This is a genomic window from Fodinicola acaciae (assembly GCF_010993745.1).
GTDB classification, from domain to species: Bacteria; Actinomycetota; Actinomycetes; order Mycobacteriales; family HKI-0501; genus Fodinicola; species Fodinicola acaciae.
Map to the genome: position 1 here is coordinate 2,097,476 of NZ_WOTN01000002.1, position 25,238 is coordinate 2,122,713.

The 25,238-nt window shown below is 68.2% G+C and carries 24 protein-coding genes, 2 tRNA genes and 1 pseudogene; 10 read left to right on the plus strand and 17 right to left on the minus strand.

Features of this window, described 5'->3' with window-relative positions; all coding sequences use genetic code 11:
* Positions 1-21 precede the first annotated feature (21 nt).
* Positions 22-852 carry an AAA family ATPase gene (locus GNX95_RS25165; protein ID WP_163510217.1) on the minus strand — a complete coding sequence of 277 codons (831 nt, stop codon included), beginning with the start codon at positions 850-852 and terminating at the stop codon, positions 22-24.
* Positions 853-874: 22 nt separating this feature from the next.
* The gene (locus GNX95_RS25170) at positions 875-1,990 is read right to left on the minus strand and encodes an NDMA-dependent alcohol dehydrogenase (protein ID WP_163509833.1); all 1,116 of its coding nucleotides are present in this window, start codon (positions 1,988-1,990) and stop codon (positions 875-877) included.
* Positions 1,991-2,288: 298 nt separating this feature from the next.
* On the opposite strand from GNX95_RS25170, the gene GNX95_RS25175 reads away from it, so the two are divergent.
* The 3 genes from GNX95_RS25175 to GNX95_RS25185 all read left to right on the plus strand — a co-directional run bounded on the left by GNX95_RS25175 (position 2,289) and on the right by GNX95_RS25185 (position 4,868).
* Positions 2,289-3,959: a protein kinase domain-containing protein gene (locus GNX95_RS25175; RefSeq protein WP_163509834.1), complete on the plus strand. Its 1,671-nt coding sequence runs from the start codon at positions 2,289-2,291 to the stop codon at positions 3,957-3,959.
* A 146-nt stretch (positions 3,960-4,105) separates the two neighbouring features.
* Positions 4,106-4,396, plus strand: coding sequence for an aa3-type cytochrome oxidase subunit CtaJ (ctaJ, locus tag GNX95_RS25180; protein ID WP_163509835.1), 291 nt, complete (start codon positions 4,106-4,108; stop codon positions 4,394-4,396).
* Positions 4,397-4,409: 13 nt separating this feature from the next.
* The gene (locus tag GNX95_RS25185; protein ID WP_222853873.1) at positions 4,410-4,868 is read left to right on the plus strand and encodes a DUF5130 family protein; all 459 of its coding nucleotides are present in this window, start codon (positions 4,410-4,412) and stop codon (positions 4,866-4,868) included.
* Positions 4,869-5,830: 962 nt separating this feature from the next.
* On the opposite strand, the gene pepN is transcribed toward GNX95_RS25185, so the two are convergent.
* Positions 5,831-8,395, minus strand: a complete 2,565-nt coding sequence (gene pepN, locus GNX95_RS25190; protein WP_163509836.1) for an aminopeptidase N — start codon at positions 8,393-8,395, stop codon at positions 5,831-5,833.
* A 179-nt stretch (positions 8,396-8,574) separates the two neighbouring features.
* Here pepN and GNX95_RS25195 point away from each other — a divergent pair, with 179 nt between their 5' ends.
* Positions 8,575-9,240 (plus strand): mycothiol-dependent nitroreductase Rv2466c family protein, encoded by a 666-nt coding sequence (locus GNX95_RS25195; protein ID WP_163509837.1) that lies wholly within the window; start codon positions 8,575-8,577, stop codon positions 9,238-9,240.
* 10 nt (positions 9,241-9,250) lie between these two features.
* Positions 9,251-10,438 (plus strand): DUF1015 family protein, encoded by a 1,188-nt coding sequence (locus GNX95_RS25200; protein WP_163509838.1) that lies wholly within the window; start codon positions 9,251-9,253, stop codon positions 10,436-10,438.
* A gap of 53 nt (positions 10,439-10,491) precedes the next feature.
* Here the strand turns inward: GNX95_RS25200 and GNX95_RS43870 are convergent.
* A pseudogene (locus GNX95_RS43870) lies at positions 10,492-11,202 on the minus strand (phosphatase PAP2 family protein); the annotation flags it as partial.
* Between the two features lie 108 nt (positions 11,203-11,310).
* Between GNX95_RS43870 and GNX95_RS25210 the strand changes: the two are divergent.
* Positions 11,311-11,823 carry a PadR family transcriptional regulator gene (locus tag GNX95_RS25210; protein ID WP_163509840.1) on the plus strand — a complete coding sequence of 171 codons (513 nt, stop codon included), beginning with the start codon at positions 11,311-11,313 and terminating at the stop codon, positions 11,821-11,823.
* On the plus strand, positions 11,820-12,443 hold the full coding sequence (locus GNX95_RS25215) for a GyrI-like domain-containing protein (protein ID WP_163509841.1): 624 nt from the start codon (positions 11,820-11,822) through the stop codon (positions 12,441-12,443). Before GNX95_RS25210 ends, GNX95_RS25215 begins: the two co-directional genes overlap by 4 nt.
* Here the strand turns inward: GNX95_RS25215 and GNX95_RS25220 are convergent.
* Positions 12,425-12,745: a hypothetical protein gene (locus GNX95_RS25220; RefSeq protein ID WP_163509842.1), complete on the minus strand. Its 321-nt coding sequence runs from the start codon at positions 12,743-12,745 to the stop codon at positions 12,425-12,427. The genes GNX95_RS25215 and GNX95_RS25220 overlap by 19 nt on opposite strands.
* A gap of 70 nt (positions 12,746-12,815) precedes the next feature.
* Complete coding sequence (locus GNX95_RS43875) at positions 12,816-13,286, minus strand: hypothetical protein (protein ID WP_222853874.1); 471 nt, start codon at positions 13,284-13,286, stop codon at positions 12,816-12,818.
* Between the two features lie 23 nt (positions 13,287-13,309).
* Here GNX95_RS43875 and GNX95_RS25230 point away from each other — a divergent pair, with 23 nt between their 5' ends.
* Positions 13,310-14,116 carry an Fpg/Nei family DNA glycosylase gene (locus GNX95_RS25230; protein ID WP_163509843.1) on the plus strand — a complete coding sequence of 269 codons (807 nt, stop codon included), beginning with the start codon at positions 13,310-13,312 and terminating at the stop codon, positions 14,114-14,116.
* On the opposite strand, the gene GNX95_RS25235 is transcribed toward GNX95_RS25230, so the two are convergent.
* The 3 genes from GNX95_RS25235 to GNX95_RS25245 are packed head-to-tail and all read right to left on the minus strand — an operon-like array spanning position 14,113 to position 16,522.
* Positions 14,113-14,859 carry a phosphotransferase family protein gene (locus tag GNX95_RS25235; RefSeq protein WP_163509844.1) on the minus strand — a complete coding sequence of 249 codons (747 nt, stop codon included), beginning with the start codon at positions 14,857-14,859 and terminating at the stop codon, positions 14,113-14,115. The two genes, GNX95_RS25230 and GNX95_RS25235, sit on opposite strands and share 4 nt — an antisense overlap.
* Positions 14,860-14,868: 9 nt before the next feature.
* The gene (locus tag GNX95_RS25240) at positions 14,869-16,116 is read right to left on the minus strand and encodes a GNAT family N-acetyltransferase (RefSeq protein WP_163509845.1); all 1,248 of its coding nucleotides are present in this window, start codon (positions 16,114-16,116) and stop codon (positions 14,869-14,871) included.
* Between the two features lie 40 nt (positions 16,117-16,156).
* Positions 16,157-16,522 (minus strand): ATP-binding protein, encoded by a 366-nt coding sequence (locus GNX95_RS25245; RefSeq protein ID WP_163509846.1) that lies wholly within the window; start codon positions 16,520-16,522, stop codon positions 16,157-16,159.
* Positions 16,523-16,892: 370 nt separating this feature from the next.
* On the opposite strand from GNX95_RS25245, the gene GNX95_RS25250 reads away from it, so the two are divergent.
* Positions 16,893-17,240 carry a hypothetical protein gene (locus GNX95_RS25250; RefSeq protein ID WP_163509847.1) on the plus strand — a complete coding sequence of 116 codons (348 nt, stop codon included), beginning with the start codon at positions 16,893-16,895 and terminating at the stop codon, positions 17,238-17,240.
* 40 nt (positions 17,241-17,280) lie between these two features.
* On the opposite strand, the gene GNX95_RS25255 is transcribed toward GNX95_RS25250, so the two are convergent.
* Positions 17,281-17,357, minus strand: a tRNA-Pro gene (locus tag GNX95_RS25255).
* Between the two features lie 94 nt (positions 17,358-17,451).
* Here GNX95_RS25255 and GNX95_RS25260 point away from each other — a divergent pair.
* Positions 17,452-17,525, plus strand: a tRNA-Gly gene (locus tag GNX95_RS25260).
* Positions 17,526-17,788: 263 nt separating this feature from the next.
* Here the strand turns inward: GNX95_RS25260 and GNX95_RS25265 are convergent.
* From GNX95_RS25265 to GNX95_RS25295, 7 genes are read right to left on the minus strand one after another with little or no spacing between them, the layout of a single operon-like run.
* On the minus strand, positions 17,789-19,048 hold the full coding sequence (locus tag GNX95_RS25265) for a helix-turn-helix transcriptional regulator (protein ID WP_163509848.1): 1,260 nt from the start codon (positions 19,046-19,048) through the stop codon (positions 17,789-17,791).
* Between the two features lie 4 nt (positions 19,049-19,052).
* Positions 19,053-20,345 carry an AAA family ATPase gene (locus GNX95_RS25270; protein WP_163509849.1) on the minus strand — a complete coding sequence of 431 codons (1,293 nt, stop codon included), beginning with the start codon at positions 20,343-20,345 and terminating at the stop codon, positions 19,053-19,055.
* A gap of 36 nt (positions 20,346-20,381) precedes the next feature.
* The gene (locus tag GNX95_RS25275; protein WP_163509850.1) at positions 20,382-20,954 is read right to left on the minus strand and encodes a hypothetical protein; all 573 of its coding nucleotides are present in this window, start codon (positions 20,952-20,954) and stop codon (positions 20,382-20,384) included.
* Positions 20,955-20,959: 5 nt separating this feature from the next.
* Positions 20,960-21,817, minus strand: a complete 858-nt coding sequence (locus GNX95_RS25280) for a carbohydrate ABC transporter permease (RefSeq protein WP_163509851.1) — start codon at positions 21,815-21,817, stop codon at positions 20,960-20,962.
* On the minus strand, positions 21,817-22,770 hold the full coding sequence (locus tag GNX95_RS25285; RefSeq protein ID WP_163509852.1) for a carbohydrate ABC transporter permease: 954 nt from the start codon (positions 22,768-22,770) through the stop codon (positions 21,817-21,819). Before GNX95_RS25285 ends, GNX95_RS25280 begins: the two co-directional genes overlap by 1 nt.
* 2 nt (positions 22,771-22,772) lie before the next feature.
* Positions 22,773-24,068 carry an ABC transporter substrate-binding protein gene (locus GNX95_RS25290; RefSeq protein WP_163509853.1) on the minus strand — a complete coding sequence of 432 codons (1,296 nt, stop codon included), beginning with the start codon at positions 24,066-24,068 and terminating at the stop codon, positions 22,773-22,775.
* A 5-nt stretch (positions 24,069-24,073) separates the two neighbouring features.
* A complete protein-coding gene (locus GNX95_RS25295; protein ID WP_163509854.1) occupies positions 24,074-25,114 on the minus strand; it encodes a LacI family DNA-binding transcriptional regulator in 1,041 nt (346 codons plus the stop codon).
* Between the last annotated feature and the right edge of the window lie 124 nt (positions 25,115-25,238).

Here is a 25,238-nt window from a genome sequence, read left to right on the forward strand (position 1 = left end):
CCGGCGGCGGCTCGCCGGGCCTCAGGCTTTTCCCGAGCTGCCTTCCCAGATCTCGGTGACCACCTCTTCTGCCGTCCGTCCGTTGCCGTCGACCAGCGTGATCCGGCCGGTCAGCGCCGCCAACGCGGCATCCAGCGAGAAATCGTCGGTGTCGCGGATCGCGGAAAGCTCGCGCGCGACCAGCACGGTGTCGATCGCGCCGCGTACGGACGCCGGCACGCGGATCTCGGGATGCGTACGCGTCGCGCGCACGGCTCGGACCGCCTGCCGCGCCAGCGGCGAGTCGGTGCCCGTCTCGGCGCGTACGATCGCCAGCTCCGCATCCTCGTCCTGGTAGCCCATCGCCACCCGGCACGAGCGGTCATAGAGTGCCGGCGTGATCCGGGTCGTGCCGATCGCGTCGTACGGGTTCATCGCGGCGATCAGCCGGAAGGTCGGCTCGGCCGGCACCGTGCCGACCCGCGGCAGGTGGATCTGCCGCTCGGACAGCACGCCGAGCAGCAGGTTGAGCGTCTCCTCCGGGATCCGGTTGAGCTCTTCCACGTACAACAGCGCGCCGCCGGTCATCGCCCGCAGCAGAGGCCCAGGCACGAAGTTTCCTTCGTGGTAGTCCTCGGTGAGCACGCGCGACGGGTCGTGGTGGCCGGCCAGCCGCGCTGGCGTCAGCTCGGCGTTGCCTTCCACCAGCACGAGCGGCAGCCCGGCGCCGGCCGCCAGCGCGGTCAGCAGCGTCGTCTTGCCGGTCCCCGGCGGGCCTTCCAGCAGGATGTTGCGGCCGGCGCCGAGCGCGGCCGCGACCACCTCGGCCTCGCGGCGCCTGGCGACAAGGCGGTCGCCGGCCGCCGCGATCATCGCGGCGACCGGCAACACACCGTCAGAAGACGATGACGCCACGGATGTTCTTACCGTCGTGCATGTCCTTGTAACCCTGGTTGATGTCGTCCAGCGTGTACGTGTTGGTGATCAGCTCATCGAGCTTCAACTTGCCGGCCTTGTAGAGCGACAGCATCAGCAAGATGTCCTTCTTGGGGTTGGACGCGCCGAACAGCGACCCCTGCAGCCGCTTCTGGAAGAGCGTCAGCTCGCCGATGCTGATCGGCAGGCCGACGTCGGTGATGTTGCCGAGGCCGGTGACCACGCACGTTCCGGCCTTGCGGATCGCCGCGAACGCGCCGGCGACGTGCTCGCCCTTGGTGACGCCGACGGTGACGATCGCCGAGTCGGCGCCCTGGCCGTTGGTCAGCGACCGCGCGATCTCGGCGCCCTCCTCGATGGTCTCGGCCGCGTGCGTGGCACCGAGTTCCTGTGCCTTCTCCCGTTTGAAGGCGACCGGGTCGACCGCGATGACGTTGGCCGCGCCGGCGTGCGCGGCACCCTGTACGGCGTTGATGCCGATGCCGCCGACGCCCATCACGATGACCGTGTCACCGGGATAGACCGCCGCCGAGTTGACCGCCGACCCCCAGCCCGTACCGACACCGCAGCCGGTGAGTACGGCCTTGGACAGGTCGAGGTCCTCGTCCACCTTCACCGCGTTGTCGACGGACACGACGGTGTGCTCGGCGAACGTACCGAGGCCGCACATCTGGCCGACCGGCGCGCCGTCCATCGTCGTACGGAAGCTGGTCGGGTCGTCCGGGCGTCCGCCGGAGAGCAGGCCGGCGCCGAGGTCGCAGAGGTTCTGCATGCCGGCGGCACACCAGCGGCAGCGGCCGCAGCTGGGCAGGAACGAGAAGACGACCTTGTCGCCTTCGCTGAAGCCGGGTGTGTTCGGGCCGACACCGGCGACCACGCCGGCTCCCTCGTGGCCGCCGATCATCGGATAGACGCCGGCCGGGATGTCACCGGTGGCGATGTGGTCGTCGCTGTGGCACAGGCCGGCGGCCGACATCTTGATCAGCAGCTCGTTCTGCCGCGGCTCGCCGAGGTCGACCTCACCCACCTCGAACTGACCAGGAGCCTTGCGGACGAACGCGGCACGGGTCTTCATTGCGGCCTCCGGTGTGAGCGTTGGTGATGTTCGCAGGCTATGGCCCCGGTGTGGTCCAGCACACCCCCAACCAACCCGCCAGTTGCCTGTCCGATCGGTCAGTGATCTGGATGTGAGGTCGGCGCGTACGGGCAACCGGTGCGGTCGTTCGAGCGTCGAAGCAGGTAGGGAGTGAGACCGCAGGTGGATGGCCGGTACGTCGCAGTCATGACATGGCGGTCGGCGACTTCGCCGGGGTGTCAGCGGTGGCTACTCTGGTCAGGCATCGGAAGAAGACACCGGCGGAGCAAGGAGGCTCATGTCCCAGGCGGCGGGTTCCGCGCCGGAAGCAGTGCTCGACCTGGTCTGCGGACCGGAGAGCGTGCTGCCGGAGTCCCGGTCGCGCTACCGGCTGATCTCGCATCTGGCCTCCGGCGGCCAGGCCGAGGTCTATCGCGCGGTACGGATGTCGGCCGGGGTCGCCTCCAGCCCGGTCACGGTCAAGGTGTTCCGGGCCAGCGAGGGCCGGCCGCTGATCGACCAGCTGCGGTCCTGGGACAAGGGCGACGCGGTGCTCGCCGACCTGAACGTGCGGGGCATCCCCGGCATCTGCCGGCGGATCGAGGGCTTCATGGCCGGCCATCCGCATCCGCCGGGGACGCTGCCGCCGCGCGGCATCGCCGGTGTGCCGGACGAGGTGCCGTACCAGGTGCTCGACTACCTGCCTGGCTGGGCCCTGCGCGACATGGTCAACGGCGCGTACCCGAAGGTCGAAGGCCGTCCGGTGTTGCGCAGCCTGGCCGACGTGCTGCTCGCCCTGCACCATCCGGTCGCGACCGCCAGTCCGGTGCTGCACATGGACCTGACGCCGGCCAACGTGGTCGTCCTGCCGGACGGCAGCCCGCGGCTGATCGACTTCACCGGTGCGCGTTACGACCGGCCTGACTACATCACCTCGGTCGCCTTCACCGCCAAGGCCGGTGGTCCGGAGGCGCTGACCGGCCGGGTCGGTCCGGCCTACGACGTGCACGGCTTCGGGGCTATCGCATACTTCCTGGTCACCGGACAGCTGCCGCGCGAGGTCGCGGAGAGCACCGTGGTGTCCGGACCGGAGATGCCGCGCGCGCGGTGGTCGATCCTGAAGCCGGCGGCCGCGCTGGACTCCGCGCCGAAGCTGCGCGAGCACCTGCTGCAGCCGCTGATGGACCAGCCGGGCGACCGGCCGCTGACCACCGACCTGCCGGAGTGGGTCGACCGGCTCGCCGAGCTGGCGGCCGCGTATCCGATCTCCGGTGGCCTGGCGACCTGGGCCGGTGGCCGGCGCTCCGTACGCGGCTCGGCGCGGGTCACCAGCGGTGCCGGAGCCGGCGCCGCCGCGGCGTCGTTCGTCGCGACCGTGCCGGCGATCGTCAAGCCGGCCGACAGCGCGGCCGCCGCGAAGCCGCCGACGGCGAAGGCGAGCGCGGCGGTGGCGCCGACGGTGCCTCGGGCGGAGCCGGTGAACGGCACGCGGGTCGACATCGCGCGGCCGCCGGAGACGCGCGGACAGGCGCGTGGTGCCTCGAAGGTGCCGGTGGCGCCTCAGCCGCCTCAGCAACCGCCGACCCTGGACGAGCCGGCCGCCCCGCCGCCGGAGTCGCGCCGGTCGTACGGTCCCAAGCGCGGCCGGCTGCTGTCCATCCTCGGCGGCGTGTTCCTCGGCGTCTGCTACATGATCTGGGCCGCGGTGACCGCGTTGAACACCGTCACCGGCGCGTCGCGCACGGACACGCAGACGCTCACCACCGAGCTCGGCGTGGCCGCCGTGCTGGCGCTGGTGGCCGCGATCGTGCCGTTCTGGATGTGCCGGCTGGTCGGCCGGCTGTTGCTCGGCTGGCGCCAGCGCCGCGGCGCGCTGCCGTCGCACCTGATCGGCACCGCGTTCTCGGTGCTGAGCGGCATCACCTTCCTGTCCGCGACGCCGGCCGTACACATTCCTTTCCTCAACTGAGCCGGTTTTGGCGCGGTGTTGGGGAGGGGATGAAACTGCAAGCTCCGTACGTCACATCAGGCGCATCCTGATCACGCGTACGCGGAGTGGGTCGGATACGGTGACCGTGCACGATTTGTTCGGACCCCAGAAGGTGTGACGAGCGCATGACCCCACTTGAGATCGTCGGGATTTTCGTCGGCATCCCCGCCGCGGTCGTTCTGGTGATCGCCGCGCTGGTGTACGGCACGAGCGCGCGGCGCTCCACCCGCTATCGTCCCGGCCGGCCGTTCGACTTCGCTCCGGTGTGGTTCCTCGCCGCCGCACCCGACGCCGGCGCGGTCGGCGCTCCGCGGACCACCGCCGGCCAGCTCGAGGCAGCTGCGCAGGAGTCCGTACCGGCCGGCCAGAGCGAGCCGGCCGCCGAGTCCAAGGGTGGCGCAAGTGGCAGCTGGTGACGGAGGTGCAGTGGTGACCGAGGACAACCCGGTTCCCGTACAGGTGACCGAGTCCGGTGAGACCGTCACCCCACCGATCAACGAGTCCAAGGACATCTCCGACCCGGAGCCGGGGGAGAGCCCGTTCAACTCGCGGCAACTCATCCGCATCGACGAGGCCCTGACCGCCGCCGACCGCGAGTCCGGCCTGACCTTCAGCGTCTACGTCGGTGCCTTGGCGGAGAACACGCGCGAAGACGCCTTCCGCCTGCACGACGAGCTGCCCGACCCAGCCAAGTCGGTCCTCATCGCCATCTCACCCGACCAGCAGAAGGTCGAAATCGTCACCGGCTCCGGCGCCGCCCTCCGTATTCCCGACCGGATCTGCGCACTGGCCGCCCTGTCGATGACCGCCGCCTTCGCCGGCGGAGACTTGACCGCCGGGATCGTGACCGGCTTGCGGATGTTGGCTGACCACACCAAAGGCAGCTAAGGGCCGAGGCTCTTTCCACGCGGCGCCGGGTTCCTGGCGCCGCGTTTTGGTGTGGGGTGGGGTTTCTGGTGGGGCGGTTGGGGTGGTTGGGTTTTCTGGTTGTTGCGTTGGGTGGGTGGTTGGGTTTTCTTGGTTGTTGCGTTTTGGGGGGTGGTTGGTTTTTCGCCTGCGCGGCGGGCGCTCCTGCGCGGAGGGCGACCTCAAGGGGAGGGGCGCGCGGGGTTTCGCTGTTGGTTGGGTTGGGTGCGGCGGGTGCGGTTGGTTTGTGGGTGGGTCCGGTTTGTCCGTTCTCCTCCGACGGGGGAGAACGGACAAACCGGACCAGGAGTGTGGCTGGGGCGCCGGAGCTGCGGTGGCGTCTCGGTGGGTGGCGTGAGGGTCCAGTATGTGGGACGCGACGGCGTGTGGAGCGCTAAATGTCCGGCTTGTAAGGGTCGTGGATGGCATGAGTGTCGAGTTACTTGCGCTGGACGCAAGAAACAAGGCTTTCACGCCGTCGCGATCCCCTGGAGGCTGTGGCGGGTGTGACTATTGAGGCTGATAATGCTGTTGTGGCTGCTGGGCTGCAACAGATGTCCGTTTTGATGTCTTGTTAAACAAGTATTACGCAGTCGAGCCGCCTCACCTGCATTATCAGCCACAGTAGCCACACCAGCACCACTCCGGACGCTGTGATGGCGTCCATGCCGACGGGTTGCTTCCCATACGTGACCGAGCAAGCCCAGAAAACCCAGCCAGCCCGCCCGCAAACGCGCAGCCGCACCCCTATGCACACCGATTGGCGTTCCCGCGCCCCCTCCCATGAGGTCGCCCTCCGCGCAGGAGCGCTCGCCGCGCAGGCGAAAACCCAACCACCCACCCAACGCAACAACAGAAAACGCACGATCTCACCACACAGCGAAAGTGCCGCACCCACAACAAAAATGGCGCCAGGGCAGGTACGCCCCGGCGCCATTCAAAAATCACCCCGCCTTGCCGTCCCGCTCCCGAGCCGCCAGCGCTCGCCTGACCCCATCCCGCTGCTCCGCTACCAACCGCCGCAACGCTGGCGGCAGTTCGGGATCAGCCAAAAACGCATCCGCGGCGTCCAATGTGGACTGTTCGACCAGTAGACGCGGGAACATGCCGATGACGACGTTCTGCGCGGTCTCGGACGTACGGCGCCGCCAGACGTCGGCGACTTCGGCGAAGTACCTGTCGGCGTAGGGGCGGAGGAGTTCGAGCTGGCCGGGGTGCCAGAATCCCATGATCGTCGCCTCGATGATGGCGTTGGGAGCGCCGTCCTCCTCGACGGCGAGCCGCCAGGCGGCGGCCTTGGCCTCGGCGGTGGGGATCGACGCGCGGGCGTTGGCGGCCTTGCGTTGGCCGGTGGCGGTGGCGTCGCGTTCCAGCTCGGCGGCGATCTCCGCCTCGCCGACCGCGCCGGCGCTGGCCAGGCCCTGCAGCAGGTGCCACCGCAGATCGGGGTCGACCTTGAGGCCTTCAACGGTGACCGTGCCGTCGAGCAGGCCGCGGATCTCGGCGATCGACTCCTCGCCGCCGGCCCATGACGTGTCGTCGGCGACCCGGGTCCACTGCAGCTGAGCGTCGCTGCCCGGCTCGACCGACCGCATGGTGGCCAGGGCCGTACGGTTGAGCGCCTTCCAGCCCTGCAGCGACCAGGCGGGCTCGCAGTATTGGCCGAGCACCAGGTTGATGTTGCGGATGCCGTCCAGGATCAGCGACGACACCGTCTCGGTCGGCATGCCGCGCAGCACCATCGTGGCATAGTCGCGTGCCGGCATCTCGGCGTCGCGGACCATGTCCCAGGCGGCCTGCCAGCACAGCGACCTGGCCAGCGGGTCGCTCATCTCGGCGATGTGCTCCACGACGGTACGCAGCGACCGCTCGTCGAGCCGGATCTTGGTGTAGGTGAGGCCGCCGTCGTTGACCAGCAACAGGTCCGGCTGCGTCTTGCCGGCCAGCTGCGGCACCGGCGTCAGCTCGCCGTCCACGTCCAGCTCCACCTGCTCGCGCAGCTGGAAGTCGCCGTCGGCGAAGTCGTAGAGGCCCAGCGCCAGCCGGTGCGGCCGCAGCGTCGGATGGTCGGCCGGCGCCTCCTGCCGCAGCGACACGGCGCGATACGTCCCGTCGGCCTCCAGCTCGATCTCCGGCCGGATGATGTTGACCTGGCTGGTCTGCAGCCACTTCTGCGACCAGGTGTCCAGCTCCCGGCCGGACACCTCGGACAACACGCCGAGCAGGTCGGCCAGCGTCGCGTTGCCGAAGGCGTGCCGCTCGAAGTACGTGCGCATGCCGCGCATGAACTCCTCACGTCCCACGTACGCCATCAGCTGCCGCAACACCGCGGCACCCTTCGCGTAGGTGATGCCGTCGAAGTTGACCTCGACGGCTTGCACGTCCGGGATGTCGCTGGCGATCGGATGCGTCGAGGGCAGCTGGTCCTGCCGGTAACCCCACGACTTCTCGATGTTCTCGAACGAGGTCCAGGCGACCTCGGCGAACGGCGAGTCGATCTCCGACTGGCACAGCGCCGAGGCCAGCTCCGCGAACGACTCGTTCAGCCACAGGTCGTCCCACCAGCGCATGGTGACCAGGTCGCCGAACCACATGTGCGCCATCTCGTGCAGCACGGTCGTGCAGCGGCGCTCGAGCGTGTACTCGACCGGTTTCGACCGGAAGACGTAGTCCTCCAGGATCGTCACGCAGCCGGCGTTTTCCATCGCGCCGGCGTTGTATTCCGGGCAGAAGATCTGGTCGTACTTTCCAAACGGATAACGGAAACCGAACTGCTCGTGATACCAGTCGAAGCCCTTGCGGGTGAGGTCGAGCAGGTTGTCGCCGTCCAGATACTGCACCAGCGATGCGCGGCAGAAGATGCCCAGGTCGATGCCGTCGTGCGTGTCGGTGACACCTTCGTACGGTCCGGCAACGATCGCCGTGATGTACGGCGAGATCCGTTTGGTGGTCGCGAAATGCACGGTCTGCGCGCCTTCGGCCGTCGGCTCGGAGCTTTCCGGCGCGGCGTTGGAGAAGACCCGCCAGTGCGCCGGCGCGGTGACGTGGAAGCTGAAGGTCGCCTTCAGGTCGGGCTGGTCGAAGCAGGTGTAGACCCGCTTGGCGTCCGCGGTCTCGAACTGGCTGTAGAGATAGACCTCGTCGTCGACCGGATCGACGAACCGGTGCAGGCCCTCGCCGGTGTTGGTGTAGAGGCCGTCGGCGTCCACCACGAGGACGTTGTCGGCCCGCAGACCGGTCAGCTGGATGCCGTCCTGCGGGTCGTACGCCGACACGTCCACCGGCTGGCCGTTGAGAGTGGCCGAGTGGATCTTGTCGGCGAGCAGGTCGACGAAGGTCGATGCACCTGAGGTCCGTGCGGTGAACCGAACCTCGGTGCGAGTCCGGAACGTCCGCTGGCCGGGATTGCCGGCGCCGTCGGTCAGATCCAGCCACACCTGATAGGAATCGACCGCAAGCAGATCGGCGCGCTCACGGGCCTCCACGCGGGTGAGGTTGCTTCCTGGCACGGCGTCGCACTCCTTCTACCTGGGGTAGTTGCTGCACGGGTACGCAGCGGTCGTAAGCCATGATGCCAGCCTGGCGGGAATATGCCGGTCGAGGAGGGTGCTGATAGCCAAAAACGCATGTGTCAGCGCCTGTTCGTACGAGGTCGCTGAGGCATCTTTTGCCGCAGAAAGGAACATCCGTGTCGACACCGACAACAGAGGCTCCGGTCATCGCAGACTTCTGGTTCGACCCGCTTTGTCCATGGGCCTGGATGACGTCCCGGTGGATGCTGGAGGTGGAGAAGGTCCGTCCGGTGACGACCAGGTTCCACGTGATGAGCCTGTCCGTGCTCAACGAGGGCCGCGATGACCTGCCGGAGCAGTACCGGGACGGCATCGCGAAGGGGTGGGGGCCGGTACGCGTCGGCATCGCGGTCGAGCAGCGGCTCGGGTCGGACGCGCTGCGCGACTATTACACCGCCATCGGCACGCGCATCCACCCGGGCGGCCAGAACCTGTTCGCCGAAGGCACCGATGTCTCCGTCAAGGACGTGATCGCCAGCGCGCTGGCCGATGCCGGACTTCCGGCGGATCTGGTCGACGCGGCCGACGACACGGGCCTGGACGAGGCCGTACGCAAGTCGCACCACGAAGGCATGGACCCGGTCGGCATGGACGTCGGCACGCCGGTCATCCACGTGCCGGGATCCGACGGCAAGACGATCGCCTTCTTCGGACCGGTGGTGACGCCGGCGCCCAAGGGCGAGCTGGCCGCGCAGCTGTGGGACGGCACGCTGATGGTCGCCGGAGTGCCTGGCTTCTACGAGATCAAGCGCACTCGTACGATCGGTCCTATCTTCGACTAACGTTCGGCGAGTGAGCACTCAGCGGCCGGTCGCGGCGATCAGTCAGGGGTGGGTGTCGGCGGGCGGCACAGGTGCGCCCAACTACGACGAGTTCGCCACCGATTCCGAGATCACCACGATCGTCCGCGACAATCCGCGCTCGGCGCTGGCCGTCGAGATGCCGCACCGCGCGCCGGAGGCGGTGCGGGACGGCCTGGACTTCGCCGCATCGCTGGAGGCCGCAGCGCAGCGGCTGGCGGCGCAGAAGGCGGACGGCACGTACGAGCGCGTCGAGGACTTCGTCGCGCCTTATCGGATCACCGACGGCGACGAGGTCTCCTATGGCGTCTTCGCCGCCGTCGCGACCGACCAGATCTCGACCCGCGCCGACGAGCCGGGTTTGGTGGTACGCAACGAGGACGTGTTTCCGGCGAAGGTCGTGGAGCGTACGCAGCTGACGCGGCGGCTCGGCACGCTGCTGTCGCCGGTGCTGCTGATCCAGACCGCGCAGGGTGACCAGCTCAAAGGCGCGCTGATCGAGGCGATGCAGAGCGATCCGGTGGTGTCCGACGTCGACGCGGCCGGCCGGCGGCACGAGATCTGGGTGACCGGTGACGAGCGACTGCTCGCCTTCGCCGGTGCCGGCGAGCTGGTCGTCGCCGACGGCAACCACCGGAGCCTGTCCGCGCAGCAGGCCGGCCTGGAGCGCTTCCTGGCCGTCATCACGACGCCCGACTCGGTGCGGATCGCGCCATACGACCGGCTGATTCGCGAGTGGGACACCGACCTGCCGTCCGTGCTGGAGAGGCTGGCCGACAACGGCGTCGGCGTACGCGAGTCGGCGAGCGGACCCGTCGTGCCGCCCGCCGGTGTCGCGATCCTTTACGCGGCGGGGAAAACGTACGAGCTGACGCTGCCGGCGAGCGGCGGCGGCGTCGCCGACCGGCTGGACCACGCCGTCATCGAGCGGGTGTTTTTCGGCCAGGTGCTTGGCATGTCCGCGGACGACAAGCGGATCAGCTATGTCGGTGGGGACTACGGCCCGTCGTGGCTGGCGGCCGAGGTGGACACCGGCTCCGGGGTCGCCGCGGTCCTGGTGTCGCCGGTCTCGGTCGACGACTTCGTGTCGGTCAACCTGGCCCGCGAGAAGATGCCGCGCAAGAGCACCTGGTTTGTCCCGAAGGCCCGGGCCGGGCTCGTGTTGGCGGACGTACGCTGACGGTTTTGCGGCTGCAGGTGCGCCGGCAGTGGCGAGGGTGCCAGCATCGACAGCGCGATGCCGATCAGCCAGCCGGCCACGATGTCGGTGACCCAGTGCTGGTTGAGGCCGACCAGTGAGCCGCCGAAGACCACCGCGAGCGTCGCCACCACGGCGAAGCGCCGCATCGGCGTACGCAGGAACGGCATCTTGTGACCCCACAGGCCGATCACGATGCGCAGCAGCAGCGTCCAGATGATGATCGTGTTGGCCGAGTGACCCGACGGATATGACAGCGCGCCGCCGCCGAAGAAGTCCTCACCGGTGTCCGGTGCGGTGCGGCCGAACGCGAACTTGGTCACCTCGATGACCACGAAGTTGGCCGCCATGGTGCCGACCACGGTCAGGCCGGGACGCAGGCTGCGGGTCGTCACCGTCGCGATGACCAGGATCGCCGCGATGAACGCGACCGCCGAGCGATCCTCGCCGATGAACGCGATCGGGATCAGGATCGTCCGCAGCGATACGCCGGTGCGTGTGTCGAAGATCTCAGCGATCGTGCCGTCGAACGCGCGCAGCGAGCCCTCGACCAGAATGTCGGCGGTCATCACCACGAAGACGAGGATCGCGCCGAGCGCCACCAGCAGCCGCCAGTGCCGGACGAGGTCGGCCTTCACCACCTCGATGGCCCTCTGCTGTGAGGGTTCCACGGCCGCCACTGTTGTTTCACCACCCTGGTTGCGCCTGATCACCGTATGAACAACGGCGCCCCCGCCGCACAACATCAATCAACGGACAGCCTACCGAATGCGTGCCGGCCGATTTCCGGCCGCTGCCGCCAAGCGGGTGAGCTTGACCACGTAGCCAATTATCCTAGTGCTAGGATAATCGACATGCCGTCAGATCTGACGCCGGCCGAGCTGACCCTCCTCGGTCTGCTTGTGGAGAAGCCGCGGCACGGTTACGAGCTGGAGGAGGTCATCGCCGAGCGCGGCATGCGCGAGTGGACCGAGATCGGCTTCAGCTCGATCTACTACCTGCTGGCGAAACTACGGTCCAAAGGGTTGATCGCCGACGTGCCGGGACACGGCCGCCGCCGGGTGTACGAGCCGACCGCTGACGGAGTCAGTGCCTGCGCCGCTGCCGCCGAGGCGGCGGTCGCCGAGCTTCGTCCGCTGTTTCCGCCGCTGCTGGTCGGCCTGGCCAGCCAGCCGGTCGTGCCGCCCGAGCGGTTCGCCGCGGCCCTCGACCAACGTGCCACGGCGTTGGCCGACCGCATCGCGGCGGTCAGCAAGGCCGCCAAAGGTGACGTGCCGCAGTTCGTACGCGCGATCTTCGACTACGCGCTCGGCCAGCTGCGCGCCGAGCAGAGGTGGCTTTCCGACTATCGTCAGGAGATCCGATGACCTACGACATCAAGCGTGAGCTGAAAGCCTTCTACGCGCCGAAAAACACCGACTGGCAGTTGGTGGACGTGCCGGACCAGCAGTTCATCGGCATTGACGGCAAAGGCAATCCGAACACCGCCGAGGCTTATGCGCGCGCTGTGCAGGCGCTTTACACCGTCGCGTACACGCTGAAATTCGCGAGCAAACGCGGCCTCGGCCGCGATTTCGTCGTAGGACCACTGGAAGGCCTCTGGTATTCCGACGATCCTTCGGTCTTCACCGTCGGCGCCAAGGACCTGTGGAGCTGGACGATGCTGATCAGCCAGCCGGCCTGGATCACCGCGGACCTCATCAAGGATGCGGTGGAAACGGCTCTGGCAAAGAAAAAGGCGCCGACGATCGGAGGCGTACGACGCGTGGAGCTGCGCGAGGGTCGGTGCGCGCAGCTCATGCACGTCGGTTCGTACGACGACGAGGCGCCGGCGCTGGCGCGGCTACATTCGGAGTTCATTCCGGCGAACGGCCTGCGCGAGGCGGGTGAGCATCACGAGATCTACCTGAGCGATCCACGTAAAATCGACGCCGCCAAGCTCAGGACCGTCCTGCGGCAACCGGTTTCTCAGACCGGCCGCAGATAGTCGGTCGGGATCCAGCCGTAGGCGACAATGCTTCCGCCGCGCCACAGGCTTCCATACGACCAGCTGTTGCCGTCGGTGGTCGCCGAACGCGTGATGACGAATGGATCGTCGCGATAGGCGGTCGCGACGTACTTGCCGTAGTCGAAGCTCGCCCCGTCACGCACCCACGCGGAGTCGACGACGACCTTGGTTGGCACCGGATAAGGCGGATCCTGGGCGAGTCTCGCCTGTGCCGGAGTCGCGACGGACAGTATGGCGGCGCAGAGCACCGCGGCCATCAGGAACAAAGAAATCTTCTTCATTCCTTCATTTTGTTTTTCCGGCCGCCCACATGCCGGCAAAGATCCGGATGCGGCCAGGTTTTGGTGACATCTAGCTATTTTCCGGCGGCGTCCAATGCCGGCGCACGATGACCAGGTCACGCTCCGCGGTGGCGATGTCGTCGTCGGTCGGCCGCGACGCGTCGCGCGCACGCATGGCGATCGCCGGCGGCAGCTGCGTCGGTCCGGCACCGACCAGGCCACGCAGGCCGCCGGTCGCCTCACGGATCGGCGCCGGCGCCGGTGCTCCACCCGAACGCGGCCGGCGGGCCGGCGGTCGGGCCGGCTGCGGCGGCGATGGCGATGGCGGTGGGGCGGGCACCGGCTCGGTCGGCTTCGGTGCCTCGGCGACTGGTGGCGGCGCCGTGACCACTTCTTCTGTGACCACGTCTTCTGGGACCGCTTCGGTGACCGCTTCCTCCGGCTGGCTGGCCTGCTGCGCGGCGCGCGCGTCCGGACCGCGGCCCGGCCGTAACCGCCGCCGGCGCCGCGCAGCATCATGTGAGTGCCGCTTCTGACCCACCGTCACCTCCTAGAAGGTCCATCTTGCCTGAAGGCCACACGATTCACCGGCTCGCCGCCGAACACCGCAAGCGCTATGCCGGCACCGCCGTACGGCTGTCCAGCCCGCAGGGCCGCTTCGCCGCCGGCGCCGCGCGCTGCGACGGCCGGGTGCTGGAGCGGACCGACGCGTACGGCAAGCACCTCTTCCACGCGTACGGCGACGACTGGATCCACGTCCACCTCGGTCTCTACGGCACGTTCGTGACCACCGAGCTGGCCAACGGCGACGGTCCGCCGGAGCCGGTCGGCCAGGTGCGGCTGCGGATGGTTGGCGCCGACGCGTACTCGGACCTGCGTGGACCGGCGGCCTGCACGCTGCTCACCGCCGCGGAGAAGACGGCGATCACCGCGCGGCTCGGTCCCGATCCGCTGCGCCGTGACGCCGATCCGGCGCGCGCGTACAAGCGGCTCACGCGCAGCCGCGCGCCGATCGCGCAGCTGCTGATGGACCAGAGCGTGCTGGCCGGCGTCGGCAACGTCTATCGCGCGGAGGTGCTCTATCGGGCCGGCATGGATCCGTACCGGCCAGGCCGCGACCTCTCCGAAGCCGAGTGGCTGGAGCTGTGGAGCGACCTGGTCGGGCTGATGAAGGCGGGCGTACGCACCGGCCGGATCACCACGCTGCGACCCGAGCACCGCAAGCGGCTGCCGACGAAACCGCAGCCGGGCGACGGCCGCTATGTCTATCGCCGCACCGGCGAGCCGTGCCGGATCTGCGGCACGCCGGTACGTACGGCGGAGCTGGCGGCACGCAACCTCTATTGGTGTCCGACCTGCCAGCCGGGTTAGTCCTCCGGCATCCGGGCCCTGAGCACGTCGAACTCGCATCCCGGCGCGTCCGGATCGAAGCCGTGCTCGATCAGCCAGCGCGACGCCACCAGGCTGCGCAGTGACCACCAGGCGCGGATCACCTCGCGGTCCGCGCCGTCGCCGTAGCCGGCGAGCAGGTCGTCCAGCCGTTCCTCGTGTCCGAGCGTCAGGATGGCCAGGTCGTACATGGCGTCGCCGGGGGCCGCCTCGGACCAGTCGATGACACCGGTGACCTCGTCACCGTCGACGAACACGTGAGTGATCTGCAGGTCGCCGTGGATGAACGCCGGTTTCCACGGCCGCAGCGCCGCCTCGGCGATCTCGCGGTTGTGCCGGACAACCTCGGCCGGCAGTACGCCGCTGCCGAGCAGCCACGCGCACTCACTGTCGAGCTCCGTCACGACCTCGTCGAGCCGAGGACCCGGCCACGGCGGCAACGGCGCGTCGTGCAGCCGCCGTACGGCCGCGCCGGCAGCGGCCCACGCCGCCGGCGACGCGTCCGACGGCTCGCCGAGCACACCGAGCGCCTTGCCGCGTACGGCGGCGATCGCGAGCACGGGTGGCTCGCGCCACAGGATCGCCGGGGTTGGTATCGGTGCCATGGCCATCGCTCGGACCTCGACGTCGGCGTGCGCCGGGTCGACGTCGACCTTCAGGAACACGTCGCCGACGCGCAGCGTCGCGCGCTGGCTGTGCGCGACGACGACTTCGACCGCTGCCATCCAGCCGGCCTAGAAGAAGTCGTTGCAGAAAGGCGGGTTTGGCTCCAGGAAGGCGATCGACGCCTCGCGAAGCGCACCTGGCCGCTGCTCGACGACCCGGCCGGCGGCGGCGAGCGTGGCCAGTGAGGTGCCGCCGAGGTAGGCGGCGCCGAGCTCGCCGACCGACAGGCTCAGGTCGGCGGCCGCGTCCGTACGCTCGCAGGTCGCCGGCTTGCCGGCTTCGGCCCGCAGCCGCCAGGAACCCACGTTCCACGGGCACACCGGATCGGTCACGTCCAGGACCACGTCCACCGGCGCCGAGTACGTACGTGCCGTCAGCGCGCGGTCGAGGTCGACGAGCCGCACCCAGATCGTGTCGCCGGTCCCGATCGACACGCGCCGCGCGTCGGTCACCGCGTGCATGACCGGAAAGTCCAGCGGCGCGTTGGTCATCTCGACGTGCCGGACCAGGTCGAGGCTGGTCATGAAGTCCCACATCGCCAGTTCGGCCGCGGCGGAGACGCCGATCAGCTCCTCGATCCGCAGGATTCCCTCCGGACCGACCCGCGTCTCGTCGTCCTTGACGCGATAGAGCGCGTACGCCTGAGGCCGCTTGCCGACGCTCCACACCGCGACCCGGAACGGCGAGGCGCCACCGCGTTCCCACTCCGGGTCCCAGATCTTGACCTTCCACCAGTTGCCCGGCCGGTCCAGAAACCCGACCCGCGTCCCGCGTGCCTGCTCGTACACCGCGGCCATGTCGGCGACCGCGTCGGCCGGGTCGAGCCGGCGAAACCGGCCGGCCGGCTCGGGCCGCAGGTCCGCGCGCAGCGGGATGTCGCGTACCGCCGCCTTGACCAGGCTGCGCCGGATCGCCATGCCATAACCAAACCGGCCATAGATCACCGACTCCGCGGCCCACAGCGCCGCGAGCGGCTCACGGCCGCGATCGTGCACGTCGTGCAGCTGATGGGTCATCATCCGGCGCAACAGTCCACGCCGGCGATGCGTCGGCGAGACGCCGACACCGGTCACCGCCGCGACCGGCACGCCGGCGCCGCCCGGCACGGTCACCTCGCGGCTGTACGCACCCGCCGTACCGACGATGTCGTCGCCGTCGGCCATCACGATGAACCGCTCGGACTCGAACACCAGCTGTTCGAGTCCGACGCTCTCGTCGTGCCAGGTCCCCAGGAACTGATCGGTCAGGAAGCGCAGGCCGGCCTCGATCTCGTCCTCACGCCACTGCCGGAGCACTATCTCGTCGTTATCGCTCACCAGCCTGGTGTATCCGACGGCAGGCGATTTGACCACTTCTTTAGGACACGTCCGAGAGCTCGAACCAGACCCGCTTGCCGGTCGAGGTCGGCTGCACACCCCACCGGTCGGCGACCGCGTCGACGATGGCGAGGCCACGGCCGGAGAGCGCGTCGGCCGGCACCACCTGCGCCGCAGGCACCCCGGCACCGTGGTCGACGACCTCGACCCGCAGCACCGCGTGATGCTGCGTGCGGTCGACGGACAGCTGGATCGGTCCGTCGCCGTGCACGATCGCGTTGGTGACCAGCTCGCTGACCAGCAGCGCGGCGGCCTCGACCCGCTGGTGGTCGTCCCAGCCGGACAGCACTTCGGCGACGAACGTACGCGCCGCTCGCGCGCTCTGAGGCGACGCGGCGAGATCCACTTCCGCTCGGATGCCGCACCTCCCCAGTACGCCGTTGTACCTGTCTACCTCGCTGGCGCGGCGACCGCTGGTATCGGAGGGACCGTACCGGTATGGCGCGCGTTGCACCAGCGCTATCGATTATGGGTGTCGCGAGGGGTTTCGCAGCCGGATGCCGGAAAATCGGCGAGCGGCTGGCGGCGGCGCGTCCGACAGCGGCCATCCGGCCGTCGGGGAAGCCCGGTCGGCACGGTCAGGCAGCCAGCCGTGCCTGGACGTCTGGCCGTACGACAGCGAGGCGACAGCGAACTGACAGCGATCGGCTCGCCGGCGCCGTTAGATTCAGTGCCTGTTCAGGCCAAATGTCACATCAGTTGGGGTGGGACCAGCTATGACCATGCCGTTTGAGACCCTGTTGGGCCGGTTCAACGGCTTGCGGCGGTGGCGCGGTTTCGCGCACCTGGAGTCGGCGCTGACTCCGCGCGGCCACATCAGCGTCGGCCGCCGCGGCACCGCGACACCGAAGGACATCGTCTTCTACATCGAGCTGCAGCGCGGCAAGCACGGCTGGGACGTGACCGCCGACCTGAGCAGGGGAGACGGCCACGTCATCGCCGAGACCGCGTGGCGCGTACCCGGCCTTCGCGGCGGCTCGGCCGACGGTGAGGAGCCGGTGCTGGCACTGTCCACCGGCGGCGGCTTCGGCGAACCAGCGGACTTCTACGACCGCGGTCTGTAGAGACCCGAAAGGCCAGGTCGCGATGACCTGGCCCTTCTGTTGGTCGGGGTGGCGGGATTTGAACCCACGGCCCCTCGCTCCCAAAGCGAGTGCGCTACCAAACTGCGCTACACCCCGGTGCGGTCAGTCTACGATGTGGCGCGATGGCGGTTGTGAGGCAGCCGGTCACTGCGGGCCGGTGGTGGCTTCGGTAGGCTGTCGAGGCAGTCGTGCGGGTGTAGCTCAATGGCAGAGCCCTAGCCTTCCAAGCTAGTCATGCGGGTTCGATTCCCGTCACCCGCTCCACGCCGAGGTCCGCGCCTCGGCCAACCCGGCCCTGACTGTCTGTCTTGCCGGGTTGTGTTGGTAGTAGGGACGCCTTACGTGCGTCTGGCGCAGGCAGCACCCACCTGGTCGACCAAACAGTCACAGCAGCATTACCAGCCTCAGCAGTCACAGGCATCACAACCTCCGACGAACCTGCGGTGCCAAGGCCTCGTTTCCTACATCCAGCGCTAGTAGCTCGACATTCACACCATCCGCGAATTTCACAAGACAGACATTTGGCGCTACATACACCTTCCGATCCCACGTACTGGACCTTTTCGCCACCCACCGGGACGCCATGACCTCCGGCGCCCCAGCCACAAACCGAACCCGGGCCGACTATTCCATCGGTTCGGGGCGTTGGCTCTGCGGTTGGTCGACCGATCTGGACCAAGGATGCCGGCGAGATCGGAACGCGTGCTCACGCCGAGTTTCGTGTACGTGGTGTAGGGGTGGTTTTCCACCGTACGGCGGGAAAGTCCAAGGCGTTCGGCGATCAGCTGGTTGCTGAGGCCACCGGCCGCGAGCTCGGCGATCTGGCGTTCTCGGGAGGTGAGCTCCGGGGTGACCAGTCCGGCTAGCGCCGGGGTACGAACGCCAGGACAGTGGCGCAGCCGCTCAGCGGCCTGAGCGCTCGCCACGCGCGATCTCACGGCGGCTCCGGCGGCCTTGAATGCCAACGCGCCCTGCGTTGCGGCTTCCGCCGAGTAGAGCCACATATGCAGCTCGGCGAAATCATCGGCGACCGCGGTGAGGGCCGTGCCGTCGGCGTCAGCCAACGCCTGTGCGTGCCGCGCGTACAACGACGCGCATTGTCCGCTCGTCGTGGATGCCAGTTCGGTGAGACGGCGGCGGGGCGTGTCCGGTCGGCCGAGGCGGACGATGTCGTGCAGGCCGATCAGCTCGAAGGCGACCGCACCAAGATCGCGGATTCTGTCGGCGTTTTCACGGCATTGCCGTACGGCCGCGTCGATGTCGCCAGCTGCGGCCGATATCCAAGGATGGGCGATGTCGAGCCAAAACCGTGCGCTACCCCAGGCGTCTGGGGCGTGCTGGCCGGCCTCGGCGGTGAAGCTCCGGGCGCTGTCCACGTCGCCGAGCAGCGCGGCGGAATGTGCGGCCTCGGCGAAGCAGAACAACGAGGACGTGAACGGCCCGCCCGCACGACAGATTCGCAGGGCTGGTCCAAGGATCTCCAACGCCTGCTCGGCGCGGCCGCACATTCTGTGGCCCATCGCCGATGTGGCGGTCATCGAGACGACGCCCATGTTCCAGCCGTCCAGCCGCGCGATCTCAGCGGCCGAGATCCGTACGACCTCCTCAGGTCGACCCAGACGCAGCAACGTGAAGCAACGAGCCAGGTTGATCGCCAACGACCACGGCATCGCCAATCCGCGTTCGGCAAGCACTTCTTCCACGGTGTGCAGCATCTGCAGCGCGCGCTCAGGATCACCGCCGAGCGACACCACGTCGGGGTAGACGACCTGCACCTGGGTGCGCATCGGATCACGGTCGATGGTCTCGACGGATCGCTGTCCCGATTCGACTGCCGCGGTGACTCGGCCAGATGCTCGCGAACAGTTCCTCGGCGGAGTCCGTACGCAGGTTGAAACCCAGGCTGTTGGCGACGACCGCGACCGCTGTCGCGCCACCTCCAGTGGTCAGCGCGTGCCGGCCGATCCGGTACGCCAGCGCCGGATCGAAGGCACGATAGGCGTGGTTCGCAGCCTCGGCCAGCAACTCCGCAGGCGCATCGGCATTGCCGTCCAACAGCCACACGGCGACTCGAAGCACGTCACCGGAGCGCCTCGCGCCAGCAGCCTGGACCGCGTCGGCAAGTGCGCGACGATGTCTGTCGACACGTATCCGGGACGCGCGCGTCCTGATTTGTTCGCCATAGAGCGGATGTCCGAGCCGCACTTCGATGCGTCGGCGATTTGCCGCTACGGCGATGAGGCCGCGCTCCTCCAAACTTTCCAGATCCCCGCCAGGCGCGATTTTCGACAGCATCGACATGCCGACCGGCTCTCCGTATGCCAGCACCTCCAGGACGTCACGGTCGGAGGATGAGAGCTCGCCAATCCTGGCAGCGACGATCTCCGCCAGCCCAGGTGTGACGGTCAGCGGACCGCACCAGCGCCATCTGCCGGAATCATGGCGCAGCGAACCAGCAGCCAGACCGGATCGCAGGACTTCGCGTACGAACAGCGGATTGCCCCCGGTGACCGACAGGACAAAGGCCGCGGCGGCCGGATCCACCGGCCCGTCGAGCCGCCGCCGCATCAACTCGAGCACGTCGGCCTCGGCCAGCGGCGCCAGGTCGATCCTGCTGAGCTCGTCGCGCCACAAGAGGTTTTCCAGGTGACCGGAGGGTTCGCTCTCGCGGACACCGAGCAGGACGCCGCCCTGGCCATGCAGGACGATGTTTTCCACCACTGCCGCGGAAGTCTCGTCCAGCAGCGGCGCGTCGTCGACCGCGACCACGAGCCGCCGTGGCCCGGCCACCCGCCGCAACGCCTCGGCGGCCAGTTGCAATGCCTGTCCGCTCTGGTCACCGAGTACGTCGTGCGGCAGCACCGAGGCGAACGCACCGAGCGGGACTTCCGCGGCCGCTCGTGTCCCGTACACCGCAACGGGCGCATAGCCGACGCGTCGGCAGTGGCGCACCGCCTCCGCGATCAGCCGGCTCTTGCCGATGCCGGCCGGACCGAAGACGACCGCACCACCGCCGCGGAGGCTGCCAATCGCGGCAGAGATCTCCCGATCCCTGCCGACAAAAGGAAAAGACTTCCCCGTCATGCGACGAGAATAGAGCAGCGGCTGCGGTTCGGGGTGTCAGACGCCGATCCGGCGGGTGGTGACGTGGGCGGCGAAGAGTGCGAAAGCGACCACCAACGGCGTTGTGGCCGGCAGGACGCTGCCGAGGAAGACCGCCATCACCACGAGAACGCAGAGGATCGCGGTGGCGGCGGCCGTACGTCGTTCCAACCGGACGGCGGTGCGAAGGCCGGCGATCCAGTGGCGGCCGTCGGTGCGGCCGACCTGGACGACCGTAAGTGCGGCGATTCCGATGACGTACGCGGTCGCCAGGACGGTCACGGCGAGCGCGACCATGCCGCCGGGGACGATGCCGGCGGCGACGGCGCGTACGTCCAGAAACAGTGCAGTGGCGACGACAAAAGCGGCGACGGTGGCGCCGAGGCCGGGCAGCAGGCCGCGGCCGAACCAGCCGGCGATGGCGCGCGCCGACGGGAGCGAACGATGGTCGCACCAGTGTCGTACGGCCGCCGATCCGGCGCCGAGTGCGGCGCCGGCGGTCAGGATCGGCAACGACAGCAGCAAAACGACGAAGCCGATGATCGCCAGGTCACTGCCGGCGCGTACGACCTCTCGCCAGTCGGTCCGCATGCAGGTCACCCCTTCAGGCCGCTGGTGTTGATGCCTTCCACCAACAATCGTTGGAAGGCCAGGAAAAACAGGAAGACCGGCAGCAGTGACAGCACGGCCATCGCGAACATCGGACCGATCTGGTTGGAGCCGGACGAGTCGAGGAACGTCCGCAATGCCACCGGGATCGTGTACGTCGTCGGATCGTTCAGATAGACGAGCTGTGTGAAGAAGTCGTTCCACGTCCAGATGAACGAGAAGATCGCCGTGGTGACCAGCGCTGGCCGGGACAGTGGCAGGATGACGTGCCGGAACACGCCGTAGGGACTGCAGCCGTCGATTTTCGCCGCGTCGTCGAGCTCACGCGGGATGCCGCGCATGAACTGCACCATCAGGAACACGAAAAACGCCTCGGTGGCGAGCAGTTTCGGGATGACCAACGGCAACGGCGTGTTGATCCAGCCGAACGTGCGGAACAGCACGTATTGCGGCACGATCAGCACGTGCTGCGGCAACAGCAGCGTGCCGATCATGATCGCGAACCACAGTCGCCGCAACGGAAACCGCAGCCGTGCCAGCGCGTACGCGGTGACCAGGCAGGACGCCATGTTGGCGACCACCACGAGTGCCGCGATGAGCGTGCTGTTCACGAAAAACCGGTCGAAGGTGATGCCGGGCAGGCCGTTCCAGCCGTCCGCGAAGTTCTGCCAGGTGACCTGCTGCGGAAAGATCGACAGGTTGCTGCCGATCTCCTGCGGGGATTTCAGTGTGGTGCCGACCATCCACAGCAGCGGATAGAGCACGATCGCCAGAATCACCAGCAGGACGACGACACCGGCGATCCGGCGGACGCGCACGGCGGGACTCGCGGTCACGGCGGCCATCACTGCTCACCCGCGTCGCTGTAGTGGACCCACATCCGGCCGGTGGAGAAGATGATCGCGGTGAGCAGGCCGATGGCGAGTACGAAGACCCAGGCCATCGCGGACGCGTATCCCATCTGGAAGTCACCGAATCCGCGCAGGTAAAGATAAAGCGTGTAGAGCATGGTCGAGTCGGTCGGTCCGCCGGTGCCGTTGCTGATCACGAACGCGGCGGTGAACCCCTGGAAACCGTGGATGAGTTCCAGCACCAGGTTGAAGAAAATCACCGGTGACAGGATCGGCAACGTGATGTTGACCAGCTGCCGCAGTCTGCCGGCGCCGTCCACGTCGGCGGCCTCGTAGAGGTCCTGCGGGATCTGTTTGAGACCTGCCAGGAAAATCACCATCGGCGCGCCGAACTGCCAGACCGCCAGCAGGACCAGCGTGCCGAGCGCGGTGTTCGGGTCGTTGACCCACGGCTCGCCGTGGATGCCGAAAATCCGCAGAAAAGCATTGAAAGCGCCACTGCCGCCAAACATCGCCTGCCAGACGATCGCCAGCGCGACGCTGCTGCCGAGCAGCGACGGCAGATAGAACAAGGCGCGGAAAATGCCGGTTCCGCGCCGTTTTCGGTTCAGCAACAACGCGACGCCGAGCGCGGCCGCGAGCTTGAGCGGCACCGAGATCACCGCGAAGAGTACGGTGACCACGACGGCGTGCCAGTATTGCGGGTCGCCGGTGAACATCCGTTTGTAGTTGGCGAAACCGACCCAGTCCGGGCTGCCGAGCAGGTCGAAGTCGGTGAAGCTGAGATAGAGCGAGTAGAGCATCGGGATCGCAGTGATAGCAAGCAAACCGAGCAGCCACGGCGACATGAAGACATAGCCGGCGATGGCCTCGCGGCGCGGCGGTTTCCGGCGCTTGGGCGGCGTACGCGGCGGCGCCGTCGGTGCGGGTGAGGTGGTGACAGCCATGGTCAGGTGCCGCCCAACGCCGCGGTCGCCTGTGGCACGAAGGCTTTCGCGGCCGCGGCCGGTGTCGCCTTGCCAAACTGGACGCTTTCGGCCGCCGTGGTGAGAAGCTTGCGCACCTGCACGTGACCTTTCGGCGGCGGTGGCGGAGTCGCGCTGAACTTCGAGGAAAGCGCTGTCTCGTATGCCACCGAGGTCTGCATCGCCTTGGTCAGCGACGGCGTGACGGCGGCGCGTACGCTCAGATTCGGCGCGAGGCCGCGCTCGGCGCCGAGGATCTTTCCGGCCTCCGGGTCGTTCACCAGGAAGTTGATGACGTCCAGCGCCTGCTCCTGGTATTTCGATCCACTGTAGACAGACCAGTACATCGACGACCTGGCCCACGCCGCGGTGAGCGGACCGGCCACCGGCACCAGTCCCAGCTCGTGGTCGGTCGACTTGCTGACCTCCTCCAGCTGGTTGGACCACAGATACATGACCGCGCCCTGTTTGGTGGAGATCAGCGACTTGCTGATGTCGCCCGCGTTGCCGACGTGCGTGATGTCGGCGGTCGGCGTGGCTTTCTTGGCGTTGACCCAAAACTGGAACCACTCGGTCAGATCGTCGGCGGTGTAGCCGAGTTTCGTGCCGTTGTAGGTGTCCTTTCCGCGCTGGCGCAGCCACATCTGCAGCGCCGGATACTGCGCGGCCATGTCCTGCAGGCCATAGACCTTGCCGCCGCTCTTGGCGGTGACCTGCGTCCCCCAGGCGACCAGGTCCTCCCAGCTCATGCCCTCCTTGAGATCGGGCATGCCGTATTGCTTGGCGACCGTCTTGTCCCAGCACAGCGCGGCGGTGTTCTCGGCCGCCGGCAACGCCGGCAGCTTGCCGTCGATCCGGCCGGCCTGCTTGAGACCCGGGGAGAAACCGTCCAGCTTGACGCGCTTGCCGACGTACGAGTCCAGGCCGAGCGTCACGTGCCGGGTCGCGTACTGCGCGAGGCCGTCGTCGTCGATCTGGAAGATGTCCGGCGCGGTGTTTCCGGCCGCCATGGTGGAAAGCTTGTCGTAATAGCCGCTGTATCCCTGCCACTGCCGCTTGAACGTGACGTTGGGATGTTTCTTCGTGTAGAGATCGAGTACGGCGTTGGTGATCTTGGCGCGGGCAGCGCCGCCCCACCAGTAGAAGGTCAGCGTGGCCTTTCCGTTTGACGAACCGGATCCGCAACCGGCGAGCACGGCCGGCAGTGCCGCGGCCGCGACGAGCAGTGATCTCCTGGCCACCCCGTGAGTCGTCGGCCGCGTGGTGCTTTCCGGTGACATGTGGGTCACTCCTTCGGTTCGGCGGACGTGAGTGTCCGCGGAATGCGGGTCGGCCGGACGACGCGGGGCGGGGCGGCCCGGCCGGTGGAATCACGGATCATCAACGTGGTCGGCAGCATCAGCTCGGCGGCGCCGAGCGCGCCGTCGGCCTCCTGCAACAAAAGATCGACCGCGGCCCGGCCGGCCGACGCGGTCGGGTTGGCGACGGTGGTGAGTTTCGGCCGGATCAAACGACTTGCCGGAATGTCGTCGAAGCCGACGACGCTCACGTCGGCCGGCACGCGTACGCCGAGATGGTCCAGGCCCTCGATCAGGCCGATCGCCATCACGTCGTTGTACGCGAGGACCGCGGTCGCGCCGTCCTCGCACACCTGCCGCGCTCGGGTCGCGCCGCTGTCCGCGATCGGCGCGTTGGGGCCGAAAACCACGAGCCGCGCGCCGTTGCGGTCGGCGGTGGCGGCCGCGGCGCGGCGGATCTGGCCGCTGGTCCACGAGCCGCGCGGCCCGGTGAGCAACGCGAGCCGCCGGTGGCCGAGGCCGACCAGGTGCTCGACCGCCGCCTTCGCGCCGGCCGCCTCGTCCATCACCACCGCACGCAGGCCCGGCACCCGCCGGTTGATCGTCACCATCGGCACGTCCGCGCGCAGCCGGTCGATCTGCGCGTTGCTCATCCGCGGACTGCACAGCAGGATGCCGTCGACCTGTTTTGCCAGTGCCTGCACCAGTTCCGCCTCGATCAGCGGGTCCTCGTCGGTGTCGGCGACGAAAAGATGGTGGTCGCGAGCCATCGCCTGCTGCTCGGCGGCCTTGACCAGCGGCGGGAAGAACGGGTTGGCGATGTCCGCGACGATCAGGCCGAGATTGTGCGTACGGCCGGTGACCAGGGCGCGCGCAGCGCGGTTGGGTCGATAGCCGAGTTGCTCGGCCATCGCCAGCACGCGCCGTCGAGTATCGGAATTGACCAGGTGTGGCGCGGAAAAAGTCCGCGAAACCGTGGACATGTGCAGACCGAGAGCGCGCGCGACATCACGGATCGTCGCGGACATCCAAGCCTTCCTACGTGGCGTGGTTCACAGTGCCTCCATTAGTGCAAGCGCTTTCTATGAAGTCAAACCGGCCGTCCGCATGCGGTCACAGGCCGCGAGTTTTGGCCGTTTTTCAACGCTTACG

Coding starts and splice junctions, on each gene's coding strand:
- GNX95_RS25165 (WP_163510217.1), bottom strand. CDS start 852: ATGATCGCGGCGGCCGGCGACCGCCTTGTCGCCAGGCGCCGCGAGGCC.
- GNX95_RS25170 (WP_163509833.1), bottom strand. CDS start 1,990: ATGAAGACCCGTGCCGCGTTCGTCCGCAAGGCTCCTGGTCAGTTCGAG.
- GNX95_RS25175 (WP_163509834.1), top strand. CDS start 2,289: ATGTCCCAGGCGGCGGGTTCCGCGCCGGAAGCAGTGCTCGACCTGGTC.
- ctaJ (WP_163509835.1), top strand. CDS start 4,106: ATGACCCCACTTGAGATCGTCGGGATTTTCGTCGGCATCCCCGCCGCG.
- GNX95_RS25210 (WP_163509840.1), top strand. CDS start 11,311: ATGCCGTCAGATCTGACGCCGGCCGAGCTGACCCTCCTCGGTCTGCTT.
- GNX95_RS25215 (WP_163509841.1), top strand. CDS start 11,820: ATGACCTACGACATCAAGCGTGAGCTGAAAGCCTTCTACGCGCCGAAA.
- GNX95_RS25220 (WP_163509842.1), bottom strand. CDS start 12,745: ATGAAGAAGATTTCTTTGTTCCTGATGGCCGCGGTGCTCTGCGCCGCC.
- GNX95_RS25235 (WP_163509844.1), bottom strand. CDS start 14,859: ATGGCAGCGGTCGAAGTCGTCGTCGCGCACAGCCAGCGCGCGACGCTG.
- GNX95_RS25250 (WP_163509847.1), top strand. CDS start 16,893: ATGACCATGCCGTTTGAGACCCTGTTGGGCCGGTTCAACGGCTTGCGG.
- GNX95_RS25265 (WP_163509848.1), bottom strand. CDS start 19,048: ATGCGCACCCAGGTGCAGGTCGTCTACCCCGACGTGGTGTCGCTCGGC.
- GNX95_RS25270 (WP_163509849.1), bottom strand. CDS start 20,345: ATGACGGGGAAGTCTTTTCCTTTTGTCGGCAGGGATCGGGAGATCTCT.
- GNX95_RS25275 (WP_163509850.1), bottom strand. CDS start 20,954: ATGCGGACCGACTGGCGAGAGGTCGTACGCGCCGGCAGTGACCTGGCG.
- GNX95_RS25280 (WP_163509851.1), bottom strand. CDS start 21,817: ATGGCCGCCGTGACCGCGAGTCCCGCCGTGCGCGTCCGCCGGATCGCC.
- GNX95_RS25285 (WP_163509852.1), bottom strand. CDS start 22,770: ATGGCTGTCACCACCTCACCCGCACCGACGGCGCCGCCGCGTACGCCG.
- GNX95_RS25290 (WP_163509853.1), bottom strand. CDS start 24,068: ATGTCACCGGAAAGCACCACGCGGCCGACGACTCACGGGGTGGCCAGG.
- GNX95_RS25295 (WP_163509854.1), bottom strand. CDS start 25,114: ATGTCCGCGACGATCCGTGATGTCGCGCGCGCTCTCGGTCTGCACATG.